14 protein-coding genes and 1 pseudogene are annotated in these 15,919 nt (G+C 46.9%); 5 read left to right on the plus strand and 10 right to left on the minus strand.

Going from position 1 to position 15,919, the window contains the following annotated elements:
• Positions 1-23: 23 nt before the first annotated feature.
• The 6 genes from JOY44_RS14445 to JOY44_RS14470 all read right to left on the minus strand — a co-directional run bounded on the left by JOY44_RS14445 (position 24) and on the right by JOY44_RS14470 (position 6,103).
• Positions 24-1,289, minus strand: coding sequence for a SufS family cysteine desulfurase (locus JOY44_RS14445; protein WP_171574375.1), 1,266 nt, complete (start codon positions 1,287-1,289; stop codon positions 24-26).
• A 29-nt stretch (positions 1,290-1,318) separates the two neighbouring features.
• Positions 1,319-2,656 carry a Fe-S cluster assembly protein SufD gene (gene sufD, locus JOY44_RS14450; protein ID WP_171574376.1) on the minus strand — a complete coding sequence of 446 codons (1,338 nt, stop codon included), beginning with the start codon at positions 2,654-2,656 and terminating at the stop codon, positions 1,319-1,321.
• Positions 2,653-3,441 (minus strand): Fe-S cluster assembly ATPase SufC, encoded by a 789-nt coding sequence (gene sufC / locus JOY44_RS14455; RefSeq protein WP_322091348.1) that lies wholly within the window; start codon positions 3,439-3,441, stop codon positions 2,653-2,655. The genes sufD and sufC overlap by 4 nt, the downstream gene beginning before the upstream one ends.
• A 32-nt stretch (positions 3,442-3,473) precedes the next feature.
• Complete coding sequence (locus JOY44_RS14460) at positions 3,474-4,091, minus strand: restriction endonuclease subunit R (protein ID WP_171574377.1); 618 nt, start codon at positions 4,089-4,091, stop codon at positions 3,474-3,476.
• A 106-nt stretch (positions 4,092-4,197) separates the two neighbouring features.
• A complete protein-coding gene (sufB, locus tag JOY44_RS14465) occupies positions 4,198-5,634 on the minus strand; it encodes a Fe-S cluster assembly protein SufB (protein ID WP_171574378.1) in 1,437 nt (478 codons plus the stop codon).
• 106 nt (positions 5,635-5,740) lie between these two features.
• Positions 5,741-6,103: a ferredoxin-thioredoxin reductase catalytic domain-containing protein gene (locus tag JOY44_RS14470; RefSeq protein WP_171574379.1), complete on the minus strand. Its 363-nt coding sequence runs from the start codon at positions 6,101-6,103 to the stop codon at positions 5,741-5,743.
• 168 nt (positions 6,104-6,271) lie between these two features.
• Here JOY44_RS14470 and sufR point away from each other — a divergent pair, with 168 nt between their 5' ends.
• The 3 genes from sufR (at position 6,272) to JOY44_RS14490 (ending at position 8,426) form a co-directional block, all read left to right on the plus strand.
• Positions 6,272-6,925, plus strand: a complete 654-nt coding sequence (gene sufR, locus JOY44_RS14475; protein ID WP_171574380.1) for an iron-sulfur cluster biosynthesis transcriptional regulator SufR — start codon at positions 6,272-6,274, stop codon at positions 6,923-6,925.
• A 575-nt stretch (positions 6,926-7,500) separates the two neighbouring features.
• On the plus strand, positions 7,501-7,995 hold the full coding sequence (locus JOY44_RS14485) for a DUF3592 domain-containing protein (protein ID WP_171574382.1): 495 nt from the start codon (positions 7,501-7,503) through the stop codon (positions 7,993-7,995).
• A gap of 56 nt (positions 7,996-8,051) precedes the next feature.
• Complete coding sequence (locus JOY44_RS14490) at positions 8,052-8,426, plus strand: hypothetical protein (protein ID WP_171574383.1); 375 nt, start codon at positions 8,052-8,054, stop codon at positions 8,424-8,426.
• A 29-nt stretch (positions 8,427-8,455) separates the two neighbouring features.
• On the opposite strand, the gene JOY44_RS14495 is transcribed toward JOY44_RS14490, so the two are convergent.
• Entirely contained in the window at positions 8,456-8,833 is a 378-nt protein-coding gene (locus JOY44_RS14495; protein WP_171574384.1) for a hypothetical protein, read from the minus strand.
• A 123-nt stretch (positions 8,834-8,956) separates the two neighbouring features.
• The gene (locus JOY44_RS14500) at positions 8,957-10,006 is read right to left on the minus strand and encodes a CHAD domain-containing protein (protein ID WP_171574385.1); all 1,050 of its coding nucleotides are present in this window, start codon (positions 10,004-10,006) and stop codon (positions 8,957-8,959) included.
• 1,120 nt (positions 10,007-11,126) lie between these two features.
• On the opposite strand from JOY44_RS14500, the pseudogene JOY44_RS32840 reads away from it, so the two are divergent.
• Positions 11,127-11,634 (plus strand): annotated as a pseudogene (locus JOY44_RS32840) (IS1 family transposase); the annotation flags it as partial.
• Between the two features lie 9 nt (positions 11,635-11,643).
• On the opposite strand, the gene JOY44_RS14510 reads toward JOY44_RS32840, so the two are convergent.
• Positions 11,644-12,473, minus strand: a protein-coding gene (locus JOY44_RS14510; RefSeq protein WP_171572708.1) for an IS1 family transposase whose coding sequence is annotated in 2 segments (ribosomal slippage) — positions 11,644-12,129 and positions 12,132-12,473 — 828 coding nt in all. Because the reading frame shifts where the segments join, the coding sequence is not laid out codon by codon here.
• 389 nt (positions 12,474-12,862) lie between these two features.
• Between JOY44_RS14510 and ltrA the strand changes: the two genes are divergently transcribed.
• Positions 12,863-14,158, plus strand: coding sequence for a group II intron reverse transcriptase/maturase (gene ltrA, locus JOY44_RS14515; protein WP_171574387.1), 1,296 nt, complete (start codon positions 12,863-12,865; stop codon positions 14,156-14,158).
• Between the two features lie 244 nt (positions 14,159-14,402).
• Here ltrA and JOY44_RS14520 read toward each other — a convergent pair whose 3' ends face one another.
• On the minus strand, positions 14,403-15,692 hold the full coding sequence (locus JOY44_RS14520) for a hypothetical protein (protein WP_171574388.1): 1,290 nt from the start codon (positions 15,690-15,692) through the stop codon (positions 14,403-14,405).
• Between the last annotated feature and the right edge of the window lie 227 nt (positions 15,693-15,919).

Below are 15,919 nucleotides of genomic sequence, written 5' to 3' on the forward strand. Positions count from 1 at the left end.
TTGAAACTGTCTATGACTCGGGGCTATTCCTCAAAAACGCCGTTGAAAAACTCTACAGTTTCCTTTAGCTCAGCAATAAAAACATCGATCTCCTCGCGAGTGTTATAGAAGTAGAGGCTGGCACGGGCGCTGGAGGAAATATTCAACAGGCGATGCAGGGGTTGGGTGCAATGATGTCCTGAACGGATTGCCACCCCTGCTTGATCGAGCAAGGTTGATAGATCATTCGCGTGAACATCACCCACGGTAAACGCTGCCAAGGCTGCTCGTCCGCTGCCGTCTGCTTTGGGCTTAGGTCCTAAAGTTTGCAGATTAGGAATTTGCTCAAGCTGTTGAAAAAGGTAAACGGTCAGTTCCTCTTCATAGGCGTGAATTTTGTCCATACCGATCGCGCTCAGGTAGTCAACCGCAGCACCTAAGGCGATCGCCTCTGCGATCGCAGGGGTTCCCGCTTCAAACTTGTGGGGCAGTTCGGCGTAAGTCGAGTGATCAAAAAATACATCGGCAATCATCTCGCCGCCGCCCATAAACGGAGGCATAGCATTCAGCAGATCCAGCTTGCCGTAGAGAAAGCCAATCCCCGTAGGCGCACACATTTTGTGTCCGGAAACCACCAGCCAATCACAGTCAATCTCCTGGACATCCAGCGGCAAATGGGGCGCACTTTGGCAGGCATCTAGCAGCACTTTTGCCCCGTAACGATGAGCTTCCGCGCAAATTTCCTTCACCGGATTGATGCAGCCCAAAGTGTTAGAAACATGCACCACAGACACGAGCTTCGTTTTGTCTGACAGCAGTGATTTGAACTGTTCAAAGTCAAATTCTTGCGTGTCGGTGAGTTGAACAAACTTCAGCACCGCGCCTGTCCTCCGTGCCACAAACTGCCACGGCACTAGGTTGCTGTGGTGTTCCATCACCGTCAGAATAATCTCATCACCCGGTTGCAGAGTACTCATGCCCCAGCTGTAGGCAACCAGATTGATCGCTTCGCTAGCGTTGCGGGTGTAAATAATTTCATTGCGGGAAGCGGCGTGGATAAAGGCAGCAATCTTATCCCGTGCGCCTTCGTAAGCATCCGTAGCCCGGGAACTGAGGGTGTGCGCCCCACGATGCACATTGGCGTTGTCGTGTTCGTAGTAATAGCGCAGGGCCTCTAACACCGCGATCGGCTTTTGGGATGTGGCAGCATTATCCAGGTACACCAATGGTTTGCCGTTCACTTCCTGGCTGAGAACGGCAAAATCAGCGCGGACGGCTGAAGCAAGGGATTTAGCTTGGGTGAAAGTCATAGCGCAAGAAAAATAAGGGATTAGCAGTGTTAGGGCTGTTGAGGTCGAGCGATTGCGCTCAGCCGCTCTTTCAACGAAGCAACGGGAATTTGATCAATTACTTCATAGGCGAAGGCATAAACCAACAGTTTGCGGGCGCTGGCTTCATCAATGCCACGACTTTGCAGATAAAACACTTCGTCGTTGTCGAGTTGGCTGACCGTGGCTCCGTGGGCGCACTTGACATTATCGGCAACGATTTCAAGCTGGGGTTTTGTATCAATTCGCGCTTTGGGTGACAGCAGTAGGGTTTTACTTAACTGTCCGGCGTTGGTAAGTTGAGCGGCTTTAGGCACCAACACTTTGCCGTTAAAAATCGCGTGGGCGTGATCATCGACAACGCATTTGTGAATCTGATGGCTAGTACTGTGGGGCTTGGTAAACGCGATCGCGCTGTGGGTATCGCCGACCTGATCGCCCGTAATCATTGTTAGTCCGTTCAGCACTGTGTCTGTTTGTTCACCTGTTTGGTAAACCTCCAGGTTATGGCGAGACAATTTGCCGCCCAAGCTAACAGCATTGCAGGTATAGCGAGAATTCTGCGCTTGAGTCGCGGTCGTTTTGCCAATGTGAAACGCCTCAACACTATCGCGTTGAATCCGTGTATGGTTCACCTCAGCGCTATCAGAAACCACAACTTCTGTAACTGCGTTAGTGAAGTAAATACCTTCATGCAACGTCACAAACTCCTCAATTAGTGTGAGCTTGCTGCCAGATTGGGCAACCACTAGGCAACGAGGGTGAGCGATCGCGAGTTGAGTTGCCGTTGACACATACAAAAGCTGGATGGGTGAATCAATTACCTGATCTTTTTCAACCCAAATTAAAGCGCCATCTGTAAAACTTGCGGTATTTAAGGCTGTAAAGACTTCTTCTGCTCCCGGCTGTTGTGCAAGATAAGTCGAGCAGTCCCTGAACTCCGCCGCTGTTGCCAGATTGGTGACCAGCACTCCATCGGGTAAGCCATCCACTGCCGACAACGCTGGGTCGTATACACCATTCACAAACACCAGGCGACTGTTGATCGCTTCTGGCAGAATAAACGGCTGAATGTGAGGAAAGCTAAGACTGGACGGCTCACTCACGGTTTGAAAGTCAACTTGCAAGAGACTTGATAAATCTGCAAATCGCCACTCTTCATCGCGAGTGGATGGAATCGCCAATTCTTGAATTCTGGCTGTGGCGCGATCGCGAATGACTTGCAAACCAATCAGTGACTCAGGCAGTGGGAGTCGAAGATGCAGTAAGGTTTGCAGATAGGCGGCGCGATCTACTTTGCTAGAAAGTCCTCTATTGCCAATTTCGGAAACAGTAGACAATTCAATCATCGTGCTGCAACCTCCGCTTCTTCGCGAATCCAGGTGTAACCACGCTCTTCCAGTTCTAGCGCCAGTTCTTTGCCGCCCGTAGTCACAATCTGTCCACCTTCCATCACATGCACATAGTCGGGCACAATGTAATCGAGCAATCGCTGGTAGTGGGTAATCAGCACCACGGCGTTATCGGGTGTGGTCAACTGATTCACGCCACCCGACACAATCCGTAGCGCATCAATATCTAGCCCAGAATCGGTTTCATCTAAAATCGCCAGCTTTGGTTCTAGCAGAGCCATTTGCAGAATTTCGTTGCGCTTCTTTTCGCCACCGGAAAAGCCTTCGTTGACGCTGCGATCAAGAAAAGCTGGATTCATTTTCACAACATCTAGCTTTTGCTGCACCAAGTCTTCAAAATCGAAGGTATCCAGCTCATCCAGACCTGCAAATTTACGCTTGGAGTTGTATGCCACGCGCAAAAAGTCGAGGTTGCTAACACCAGGAATTTCGATGGGATATTGAAAGGCGAGAAAAATGCCAGAACGCGATCGGTCTTCCGCTTCCAACTCCAACAAATTTTGTCCTAAATAGGTGATTTCTCCACCCGTCACGGTGTAATCAGGATGCCCCGCCAAAACTTTGGAAAAGGTGCTTTTTCCCGATCCATTCGGTCCCATAATCGCGTGAATTTCGCCTGATTTAACTTCCAAATTTAACCCTTTGAGGATAGAGATTCCTTCTACCTCAGCAGTTAAATTCTTCACCGACAAAATCACTTCACTGTTCTCTTGAATCACCATTCAACCCCTCTAATTTTCATCTGAATCTTCCCCTATAACTGCCCTAACCGTTTCATAATTTGTAGGACTGGGTAAAGCTTGTTTCCGTCATCTAACAGGTTGAACTGGTTCGACACTGCATAGCGTGGGGGATGTTTTATTAACTTGACGAATCTAAAACCCAATCCATTTGCCAGCATTCCAAAACAAGGTTTTTCTACTTCTGGATTCGCCATCATGTAAGAGATGAGTTGGGCTAAACCTGTTTCGGCAGAGTAAGCAAATCCTTTGGATTCAATAACTAGGACCCAGAAGCGCTCTTTCAAAATAATTAGATCAAGCTGTCCTCGAATCACCACGCCCCCATCTTGGCTAACAATCTCAGTGGACTGTTCTGCTCTAATTTGAAAGGGATGCAAAAAGAACCCGCCCAGAAGTAGCAACGGCGATAGAACAGAGATTTGAACCGCTTTCTCTAAGTAGGGTGGGTACTCCATCAAGTTAAAGAAGCCTTCTTGCACAATATCAAGCGTTTGCTTTTCCTGATCCGTCAGTTCTGGTAAATGTTCTCGCCACTCGGCAAAAAAATCGCGATCGCGCACAAGCTCCAACTTGAAGTCATCAATCAAGTCTCGAATCGTGACAGTTCTAGCTTGTAAGATCTCAACCATCGCTTTTACCAAAATCAATCTGACACTAACGACTTCTGTTTAATTTGGAATCAGGTAGATATTTGCGATCGCTTGGCGATTCTCACACTGCACTCAGACATAATGACTAACCCACACTGCCTTCGAGTTTGAGGGCGAGAAGCTTGTCTGCTTCGGCCGCGAACTCCATTGGCAGTTGGTTAAATACATCTCGGCAGAAGCCGCTAATGATCATCGACACCGCATCTTCTGCTGAAATGCCGCGCTGTTTGAAGTAAAACAGTTGATCTTCCCCAATTTTGGAAGTCGAAGCTTCGTGTTCAACTTTGCCCTTGTCGTTTTGCACCTGGATGTAGGGGAACGTATTTGCCTGAGCGTTGTCGCCAATCAGCATCGAGTCGCACTGAGAATAATTACGGGCACCCGTTGCTTTGGGATTAATCTTGACCAAACCGCGATAGCTATTCTGAGAATTGCCAGCAGAGATGCCTTTGGAAATGATCGTGCTTTTGGTATTCTTGCCGATGTGAACCATCTTGGAACCCGTATCAGCTTGCTGGTAATTGTTGGTCAACGCCACCGAGTAGAACTCACCGACGGAGTTATCGCCCACTAGCACACAGCTTGGGTATTTCCAGGTGATAGCTGATCCTGTTTCTACCTGAGTCCAGGAGATTTTGGAGTTCACGCCTTGGCATAACCCGCGTTTGGTGACGAAGTTGAAGATGCCGCCTTTACCGTTTTTGTCGCCAGCATACCAGTTTTGCACCGTAGAATATTTGATGTCGGCATTGTCCATCGCCACCAGTTCCACGACAGCCGCGTGAAGCTGATTCGTGTCATACATGGGGGCAGTGCAGCCTTCCAAATAGCTAACGGAACTGCCTTCTTCGGCAACAATCAGCGTCCGCTCAAACTGCCCTGAGTCACCATTATTAATGCGGAAATAGGTGGAAAGCTCCATGGGGCATTTGGTGCCTTTGGGGATGTAAACAAAGGAACCGTCACTGAAGACCGCCGCGTTCAGGGCGGCAAAGTAATTATCCGCAACAGGAACGACGCTACCCAGATATTTTTTGATTAGTTCAGGATGTTCGTGAACGGCTTCGGAAATTGAGCAGAAGATGACCCCAACTTCCCCTAGCTTTTCTTTGAAGGTGGTGGCGATCGAAACACTATCAAAAATCGCATCCACAGCTACATTGCTGAGCCGCTTTTGTTCGGACAGCGAAATACCCAATTTTTCAAAGGTATCCAGCAGTTCGGGATCAACTTCATCCAGGCTTTTTTTCTTCTCTGTCACCTTGGGCGCAGAGTAATAAATGATGTTTTGGTAGTCGATCGCGGGGTAGCCCACCTCAGCCCAATTTGGCTCAGTCATCTTTAGCCATTGGCGATAAGCTTTCAGGCGAAACTCCAGCATAAATTCAGGTTCGCCTTTCTTCTTAGAAATCAGACGAACTACGTCTTCGCTTAAGCCACGAGGAATCGTATCAGATTCAATGTTGGTGACGAAGCCATATTTATAGGGCTGGTTAACCAGGTTTTGAACGGATGCAGTCATCGAAGTGTTCTCTCTGAGGAATCGGATTTTGTATGGAAGATTTTGAATTGAAGATTATATAGATCTCGCATTTAATCTTTAATCTTCAATCTGCTATCTAAAATGGCTACGCCTGATTGGTAGTGGCACGAATTTCTTCAATAGAAATCTCTTGCTTGTCGCCCACAAAGGGATTATCAGCCGTGAGGAAAAGCATACAGTGGCACTCTTTGCGCTCTCGCATCGGCACACAGGGACAGTTCCAATAGACGGCAGCGACTTCAGCTTCCTTGTCTTCATAATGCCGACAAGGGCAAAGGGGAGCGCCTAAATCATCTTTATGCTTGGCAAGCCCTTCAATCACGACGGCAGTAACGCTTAAATCAGAGCAGAAATAAGTACCTGTACGCTTGGCATAGGTTTCTGAAAAATTCTTCATTGCCTCCAAGCTTTTTTCGGACGCTTGGTTGGGTTTCATTTGTGTGTTCATGGGCAGGCAACACTATAACAAGTGGAATAATGTAACAAACGAATTTTATAATTAAAACAACATCTTTGTTGCTTAACCTTATTGTAAAACACTTTAGAAACAGTTTTGTTGCTAAAGTTAGCATATAGACTTGAATTGTGTTTGTAAGTCTCGACTCTACGCGCGCGAATGACGACAACCCAGCAGCATTCAACAAAGCAAGATATCCTGCAACACCTTCTAAAGCAGGGACAAGCCACCGCTCAAAATCTGGCTGAATGTCTGCGTATCAGTCCTCAAGCAGTTCGCCGTCATTTGAAAGATATGGAAGAGGAAGGGCTGATTGTGCATGAGGCGGTGCAGACGGGGATGGGTCGCCCAAGCCACACTTATGGCTTAAGTCAGTCTGGACGCGATCGCTTTCCTGATCGCTCTGACGAATTTGCAATTTCTTTATTAGATACGCTGGCAGAAACCATTAGCCAAGAGCAAATGAAATCAATTCTGCAAAAGCAGTGGGAGCGGAAGGCGTTGGAATATCGCGATCGCATTGGGAGTGGGTTACTCAAAGATCGGGTGACAAAGCTAGCTGCAATTCGTCAGGCAGAAGGATATATGGCAGAGTGCCATTCGATAGATACAGATGGAGCAGTAGCAGACGGGAATCGATTTGTTCTGACGGAGCATCACTGCGCTATTTCTCAAATTGCAGAATCGTTTCCTAGCGTCTGTGGGCATGAGTTAGAAATGTTTGCGGTTGCGCTGCAAGGCTGCACTGTAGAGCGCACTCACTGGATTGTGGATGGAGAACACCGCTGCGGCTATTTAATTCAATCGAAGTAAAAAGAGAAGTTTGACACAAAGCTCTTTTGCCAGTCATCGCTATGCAGCGTTCATCAAGAAAATCGGGATGTCTTTTCACTTTTACTTTGCTTCTGAGCCTGTTGCTAATTTTGCTTGGAGTGGGCATTATGGCGCTGTGGTTCTATGTTTTCACCCACTTTTCCGAAATCTGTGTCTCATTGCCAAACACAAAACCAGCGCCAAGCCCTGAATTTTGGCTGATTCATTGGATAGTTAATCTGTTTCCCGGATTATCGTTGTTAATTCTGGGATATAACATCCCTAAGCGTTTGTCAGCGCGCAGGCAGCCTGGATTTTCTGGGCTGGGCTGGGTAGTGACGGTACTGAGTGCTATCTGGGCTGTTGGGTGGAATATTGCCTTTCTAATTGTTGGTTGTCTTGGATTTTTCCCGGCTCAAAGCTGATGTCACTGTTAAATAACTTTAAACATCTGGTACATTTTTCCATTTGAATATCTTGCAAAGATTGCGCCCATACTGTTACCGTGCTTGCTGCCATCAGAATATGTTTAGGTATGCGGATGCAACCCAGCCTCAAAGTGAGTGAACCCTTTTATGAATTGGCTTAAACAGGCTGATGCGATCGCTTCTGGAATTCTCGCCATCACGGCAGGTGGTGTGCTTTTATCGTTTGTGTCGGGCAATTTTTTAGAAAGCTTTGACCAAGCATGGCGACAAAAAGAGGTAATGGGAACGGTTATCGCCCAAGAGACAACCAGAGTTTGTCAACGTACTAAGCGCGGGAATGCCTTAAAGTGCCTTCAATGGCAAAAAGTGCTTTGTCCAATTGTGCAGTACCAGCCGGAAACAGGGAAGCTAGTTAAACAGACAGACTGTTCTTTGCGGCTGGGAGTGGGAACTCCAGTTTATGTTGTGTATGACAGCAAAGCCCCCGAAAACGCTAGAACCTCATTGGAGGAAGGCACAAAATATCATTGGTTCCCCTTGTTGCTGGCTGGAGTACCTGTGGGAGTTGCAGGCTTGTTGATGGTGATTGGTGTTGCTCGTTTGTGGGAGGGTTGGAAGTTGCGAAATGCAAATGGTTTATAACCAGCGATCGCTGCACAATAGGGTTATCCTAAATGATTGCTTTACGGGAGAATAGGATGCAGTCTGCTGAGTTTCTAACGCCCGAAGAATGCGCTGAAGTAGATAAAGCGCTGCTGACCTCGCATGATAAATTCACCACACGAGTGACTATCTATGCGCTGCGATCTCTGAAGCAAATTGCTCAGAAAACCGACATTCCTATTGCAACGTTGCAATCGACTCAAATTGAAGAGTGGGTTTATCAGGATGAAAGCTTGCAAAAAGCTGGAGATAGTGATTTTCGCCGATTCTTTTCCCAACTGGTAATTTCATCCCTCAAACCGCTCAAACGCATTGCCAGGGAAGCAGACATTGACATTGAACGTTTAACGATCGCCCAAGTAATCATTTGGTTTGAAAAAGAAGCAAAGAAAAAGCTAGAAAAAAATTGACCCCGATAAAAGCACTTCCAAATGCCGAACTACTCTTTATTTCGTTGAGCCACCTTACGCTCAGCAGCAGCCCGTTCAGAAGCGTGCTCTTGCTCATCTTCTAGATGAGTTTTATAAACATCTGCATCTGAGCCAATAATTTGGGCGATCGCCTCAGAGTGCAGCACCCGGTTTGCGACTGACAGTGAATCAGTCAATATGCCAAATAGAGCAATCACTTCTTCCAAATGCTGCACATCTTCCTGAACTTGGGCAGTCTCTTTGGCATTTACATGCACTCTGTTTAACAGGTTACCCTGCTTCAACTTATAGCGAGAGTGCGTTGTTTTGAAATAATGATGCAGTTGGCTCACGGTTGACGCGATCGATTCACCATCATCCAAAAAATTTAAATTATCAGTACTCATAAAAATCTGCCAAAACAGCCTGGTTACTACTTAAAATCAGCGGACGTAGAAGTCTAGTAAGCTACTCAAAACTTTACAGGACGCTTTCACTATTTTAGGGATAACCCATCAAACGAGCAAAGATTACTGCTTCTGAATCGCTCTCGTTTCGGTAGCGGTTTTAGCAACTTTTTTGGCAGCGGCTCTTTTACGAGTACTTGTGGGTGCCGCATCCACGACAACTGGCTCAACAACTGGCAAAACGGGTTCTAGCAACATTTGGTGCAAGTAACTGCGGAAAGCTGGATCAAGATATTGTTGCCGCACCGTATCCCAGTCTGCTAACGCCTCCGAGCGGGTTTGATGAATTGTTGCTTGCAAAGCTGGCATCTCAGCACGTTTGGGTAGATATTCTTTTAAAAGATCTTGCAGAACATAGCTGTCTTGCAGTTTGCCTAAATTGTCTTGCAGCAATTTTATCTCTTGAATCCAAGCTTGAAAGGGTTGACTATAAAACGGCACAAAGAACTCTGCTTGATAGCGGACATGTTTGCAAGCTTTTCGCAAATCGTGAAGGATTTCTCCGCCTGCGGTTGAAGACCCACTCGCCGGAATCAACCAACCCGGATGCAATAGTAAATCGGCAAGCAGAGGACTAAGCAGGTCAGGCAGTAGGGGAATAATAGGCAGTGTTGCCAAAGACGTATATTCGGGGTTTTCTAGCCAGTATTGGTAGCTGGTTTTGAGATCTTGGTAACGCGATCGCGCAAGGGTGTGTTCAACTACGGCAAATGCTTGCCGACGCTGTTTGTATAGCACTTGAAGCGCCTCGTGCAGCAAATCCTCTTCAACCCCATCCACTAGAGGCAAGTAAGTACCTTCTAATGCGGCGATTTGCACATCTAAGTCGCGCAGTTTACCCAAGATTTTGGCGATCGCACTAACGCGTTTTGGGTTAGCACCTTTGGGCATCTGTATTGCCATACCAAACACCTGAAATGCCGTTCTCAATTTGCGCGTCCCCACCCGCATGTGATGCAAATCTTCTGGATCGTTGTCGGCTAAAACTTTCTTTTCGTGTTTAAATATGCTGCGATATTGCTCACTGAGTACAGAGTGGGCATAGTCGCCTAGCGTTAGTACATGATCAGTCGTTGATGCAATCTGAGGCAGTGTTTTTTGTGCAGTTTTCATAAAATCTGAATTGATCAAGTGAGAGTCATACAGTATAAACGTTGGATTAGGGATATATATTAACCTTTACTTAAACTCTTTACTTAAACTTAGAGATCCCAAACGCTAAATTATGCGATCGCCTGCCCTGATACATTCCACTGATAAAAAATTAGTCCACTGAACTAAATACGAGTAATTACTGAACCACTCAAGTAAGAAAACTGAGTTAATACAGTCCCAGAAGTTTCAGAAAGTTCTGTTCAAACCTTTGATAGTCCACATTAAACTATCCGATTTATGAAGATTACATTCACCCTCCCCCATGCTTATCTGTCTTGTGGAATTCAAGTAATTGCAATATATGCAGAGCACCTTAAAAAGCGTGGACATGATGTACTTATTGTCTCTGCACCATAACCTCGATCTACTTTCAAACAACAGGCAAAATCAGTAGTTAAAGGAAAGGGCTGAATTCCCTACAAAGATGATGAACTCTCACATTTTGACAACGGCGTTGTGCCGCTTCAAGCGTTATAGCGCTACCGCCTCATCACCGATGCAGATGGGTCCGATGCAGATGTGGTGGTTGCAACCTGGTGGGAAACCGCTACCTGGGTTGCTCACCTATCTCCAAGCAAGAGTGCCAAAGCTTAATTTATGCAGGATTATGGAGCACCTGGTCAAGAATTAGAACAAGTTGTTTCTACTTGGTCGTTGCCGCTGCACATCATCACCATTGCTCAATGACTCAGTACTCTGATCACAGAACACTGTGGCAATATGCCCCGAACTCTTATTCCTAACGCTGTTGACTTTGATCTTTTCTATGCTCCTTCTTGTGGCAAGCAGCCCAACCCGACTATTGGCTTTAACTATCGCTTATTAAAAAGTAGGAGAACTGATATTACTTCAAAGGCAATTAAACTTTCCAGGCAATCTGTTCCTAATTTGCGAGTCATTGGTTTCGGTTCAGAGCAACCCAGTCAGCACCTATTTCTTAAAACAATTGTTGTGAGTTGAATAAAATCCAGCAAATTTGGATTTTATTCAAACTATGAAAACCTCTGCTCACCGGGTAATGTTCTAGACCTGTGGAAATGCGAGAATACAGACAGGCGTTTACCCGTGAACTTACAGCATGGTTTTAGAACCTGTTCTTTGTCCTGATTGTGGAAGCAATAACGTGGTCAAGCACGGTCGCTCTGAGGAGAGCAAGCAACGTTATAAATGTCGTAATTCGGAATGCGCTCGCAGCACCTTCATTCGAGACTATGCTTACCGAGGCTACTTGCCCGAAGTCAAACAGCAGATTGTTGATATGGCAGTCAACGGGAGTGGCATCCGAGATACTGCACGAGTGTTGAAGATTAGTCCGACTACGGTGATTGAAGAGTTAAAAAAAAGATCGACATCTCAAAGCAGTCAATGAAGCTCGTCTAGCCCAGCTTGAACCGACTCAAACCATCGTCAAGCTGTGCCAATGGGAGGATGTAGAGGCAGAAGTGGATGAGATGGGTCGTTTTGTCCACTCCAAGCAACAGCAACGTTGGTTGTGGCACGCCATTGATCATGCAACAGGCGAAGTATTGGCATATGTCTTGTCGAACCATCAAGACACGGCTTTTCTCGAACTCAAGTCATTGTTGGGTAGTGCACTAAAGGATTGTGGGGTAGGTAACGACATCCTGCCAGGTCCAAGGCTGCTCAGCCAGTTTTGCTCGTTGAGCCGCAGTTGTTTTGAATCGACTATGCCGCCAAATCCAATTGAAATAGCTGACTACTAAGCGTGTTGTCACTTTCGTTTGCTCCCACCGTTTGCCGAACTTGTTTTGCCTGCGGTGCCATCGAGCAGTTTGTTGTCGGACGATGCCGTTGGTTCGCTCTAAGCGCTGCGTTTTGTCTTTGCCAACATAGTGCAGAATTTCAGGCGGAAGGACTCGTTCATAGCCTCCCCAGTCATCACTGTTCCACTGTTTGCAAGCCGTTTTTCCCTGTGTACTAATTACCAATTCCTCAATAAGTTCGTCTGTATGCTTGCCCACTCGTGCCGCTAAAATCAGTCCACTGGAGTCCGCTAAACTCAGACCTATCCAGCAGTCTCCCACTTCTAATTCATTGGAAAGACATTGCTTCTGTTTTTTTGCACGAAAGACCACATCTCATCCGCACTCCCCTCTGCGGTTGCCACTTGCTTGACCTGGTCGTTATGAATTAGCTGAGCCTTGGCACTCGATGCCCGAACAATACTGACCACGGTGTTGTATGCCAAGCCTGTAATTCGGCTAATCCCTCGTAAGCTGCTGCCCTCACTATGAGCTTGTAGCACCTGCTGAACTTGTTCCGGACTCACTCGTCGCCAGTAGTACAGCGTGTCAAAGCTCTCACAGAAGGTTTGCTGGCAGTGAGGGCAGAAATAGCGTTGGTGTCCATTGGGCAGCTTGCCATGCTTATGACACTTAGGATGACCACAAAGTCGGCATTCCATAGCTTCTTGAGGGGAAAGAATTGATCCTACTTTACCAAGCCCACAATCCTTTAACGCACAATCAAATTAGACATACACGTGGATGCCGACACAGTTCGTGTTGTGGAAGGCAAAACCAACAGAGCCAACTGCCAGGGTTCTGGAGGGTCCACCGGGGTCGGAGACCGTAGCACGTCATCAAGGTAGAGTCGGGAACTTGGGAGGTCCCATGAACTCCTCCATCGGGGGGTAGAGCCGCACAACCGGCAAACCGGAAGAACGCTCAACGATTCATGGGAAGTCGGATGTCCCCATAGTAGTGAAGAAGTGGGGTAACGCCCACGGAGCGAAGGGGGACACATTGGGTCGAACACTCGAAGGCAACATCAACCACACTCAGAGGTGGAAGTATGGTGACAACAGGAATCGAGCGGATAGCCGAACGGGCTCACAGAGAACCAGGGACTGTCTTCAGTGCCCTGATGCACCACTATAGTGTGGAGAATCTGCGAGCCTGCTTTCAGTCGCTAGACAACAAAGCGCCTGGAATCGATGGAGTGACGAAAACGGAGTACGGACAGAACCTGGAGGAAAATCTACAGGGGTTGCACCGGAAACTGAACCAGATGTCGTATCGACCCCAAGCGGTACGACGAGTCGAGATTCCCAAAGAAGATGGCAGCTTGCGCCCTCTGGGAATTAGTTGCGTTGAAGACAAAATCGTTCAGGAGATGACTCGTCGGGTCTTAGAATCAATTTACGAACCGGTATTCCTCAGTAACTCCTATGGGTTTCGACCCCATAAAGGATGTCATGATGCCCTGCGGCAACTGCATCAGGAGGTCATGGGGCAACCCGTTGGGTGGATTGCAGACCTAGACCTGGCTCAATTCTTCGACACCATGCCGCACCAGGAAATCCTCAAGGTATTAGCCCTGCGGATTCGGGATAGAAGATTCCTACAGGTGATTGCGCGAATGCTCAAAGCCGGAGTCCAAACCCTAGGCGGCGTAGTACAGGATGAATTGGGTAGCCCGCAAGGCTCGATAGTCTCCCCCGTCATTGCAAATGTGTTCTTGGATTTTGTGCTAGATCAGTGGTTTACCACCATTGTGCGCCAGCACTGCCGAGGCTACTGCGCTCTGATCCGGTATGCGGACGATAGCATTGCCTTGTTTGAGTTCGAGGACGATGCTCGACGATTCATGCGGGTTCTGCCCAAGCGATTGGAGAAGTTCGGCTTGCGCCTCAATGAGGAGAAAACCCAACTTCTTCCCTGCGGCAAGCGGCAAGCGGGTCTAGCCCTCAAGTACGGGAGAAAATTCCCCAGCTTTGATTTTCTGGGGTTCACCCATTACTGGGGCAAGAGTCGCAACGGAAAAGCCCGATTAAAGCGCAAGACTTCAAAGAAACGATTTCGCCGTGCGTTAGTCACCCTCAATCAATGGTTGCAGCAAAAACGCAATGCTCATAAGCTGCCTCAGCTATGGCAAGCAATCGGGCAAAAGCTGCGCGGACACTTCAACTACTTTGGGGTCACCGACAACGGTCATGCGCTCTACCACTTTGAAGACGCAGTTCACAAGCTGGTCTTCAAATGGCTGAATCGACGGAGTCAACGACGTAGCTTTCGCTGGGAGAGCTTTCTACGCTATCTGGCGTGGCATCCTCTCCCCAGACCTGGTCGCTTAGTGTCGCTTTATTAGAGCAGGTGAATGGCTCAATGAAGAGGCTTGTGCGGGAAAACCGCAGGCAGGCTTCTGTGAGGGGGAGGTTTCCAACGATGCAAGGCTAAATCGTGTGACACTCTCGTATTCCGAAAGGGGAGAGCAACGGGGAATACAAAGCAAGCCTAAACATTGGAGGAACCCTCTCTACTCGACCCGAAAACCTCTGCTCACCTAAAATCTTTGCCGCTTAATCCTGTTCAGAGTATTGTCGAAGAACTATTCAGAATGACCATTGGTTAATAAAAGATAGGTCTAATGTGCTGAAATTGGTACTCAGCGCCAAGTTAAGATGTTCCATTGCTTGAACAAGCCATTGTACGTTTTCTTGTTTGCTAGATTCATAGTGGCTAAACAAAATAGAAAAGCGTTTTTCTAAGTTTGGTTTAACCTTGCGACAAATTAGGGCAATTTTGAGTAATAAGCCTGTTGCTATGGCCGGTCCAAGATTTGAAAGCAAATCAACAAACACAAAGTGGCTCGGTTTTTGAGAACTTTCAACAACCAAAAAATTGAGCAGTTGGCTACAGGTTCTAACGATGAGAAAATCATTTACGCGATGAACATTGCTCTCTGGCAGAGTTGCATTCAGTTGAGCATAAAGTTGGTTATTAAACTGACGATTTCCATATTCTGGATCTACTGAGGCAGTAATGTATTGGTAGAGATCATCTTTAAAGGAATGAAAGGAAGGCGTTTGGGAACTGTGAGTTAAAAAACGTTGTGCTGAATCTCGATAGGTGTCAGATCCCTGCGATTTGCCTGCAAAATGCTTCACTGCTATACAAAGGGCTTCATCGCTCAATAATGTTGGGTTCTTGGCAGGCTGTAAAACTCGACTGGCAACATCAGGGAGATTGCTGCGGCTCATCTGCGATCGCCGCACTTGGTAGGTGACAAATTGAGATAGATCAAGCTCATATTGGCGCTCTGCCCTAGCCTTTAAATGACGAATAGTTTGCTGTTGCTCAAGAGTACTACCCTCGGCTACTAAGCAATGCTCATATAAATAAGGATACCGATGAATCAGTTTGCCTAAGGGAACTCCGAAAGGATTGGCTTCAGTATTTTGGCTAGTAACTTGAGCTAAACGTCGCAGCGCCAGATATTGATCACTATCCACAAAGTCTTTAACAAGCTCCCGTAACCGACGGGCAGCGCGCGATTTCGCATGTTCCCGGATTGGACGACCAGGTAATGACTCAAAAACCTCTATTAATTCAGGAATGTACGTTTGATATTGAGGACGAGCTTGCCAGCGATTAATTAAAATATGGCAGCAACGGTTTAATACAAACCGAAATTCTTGATCTGTAGATTTATTAGCTGCAAATCTTTCAAGTGCCGCACTAACCTCTACATCAGGGTAATCTGTTCCATCAATAAACAGCAATCGAAAGCGCTGTACTAGATCACTGGGTAGTTCCGATTGCACAAGGCGCAAAAAATGGTCGTACAAACGCTGTTCATCTTGTTCAGCGTGTCTCGTATGTCGGGTTGTCCAAGTATTCACGGTAGCAGACCCAAATTCAGGAATGGAAAAGAAATAAGCTCAACCCGTTTGGACGATTCAACTGGAACTATGGGTTTAATTCTAGTCGGAAGTCGCCGCATTATAAAGTGACGACTAAACAAATTTGGGGGCACAGACAAGGTACCCTTCAAGCTAAAAAATACTTCTAGCCAGCTATTTAATGGATGATACTGAAATAAAACGGTCTATATCAGTATCGAAAGTCA

The organism is Leptolyngbya sp. Cla-17 (assembly GCF_016807185.1).
Lineage (GTDB): Bacteria > Cyanobacteriota > Cyanobacteriia > Leptolyngbyales > Leptolyngbyaceae > ULC077BIN1.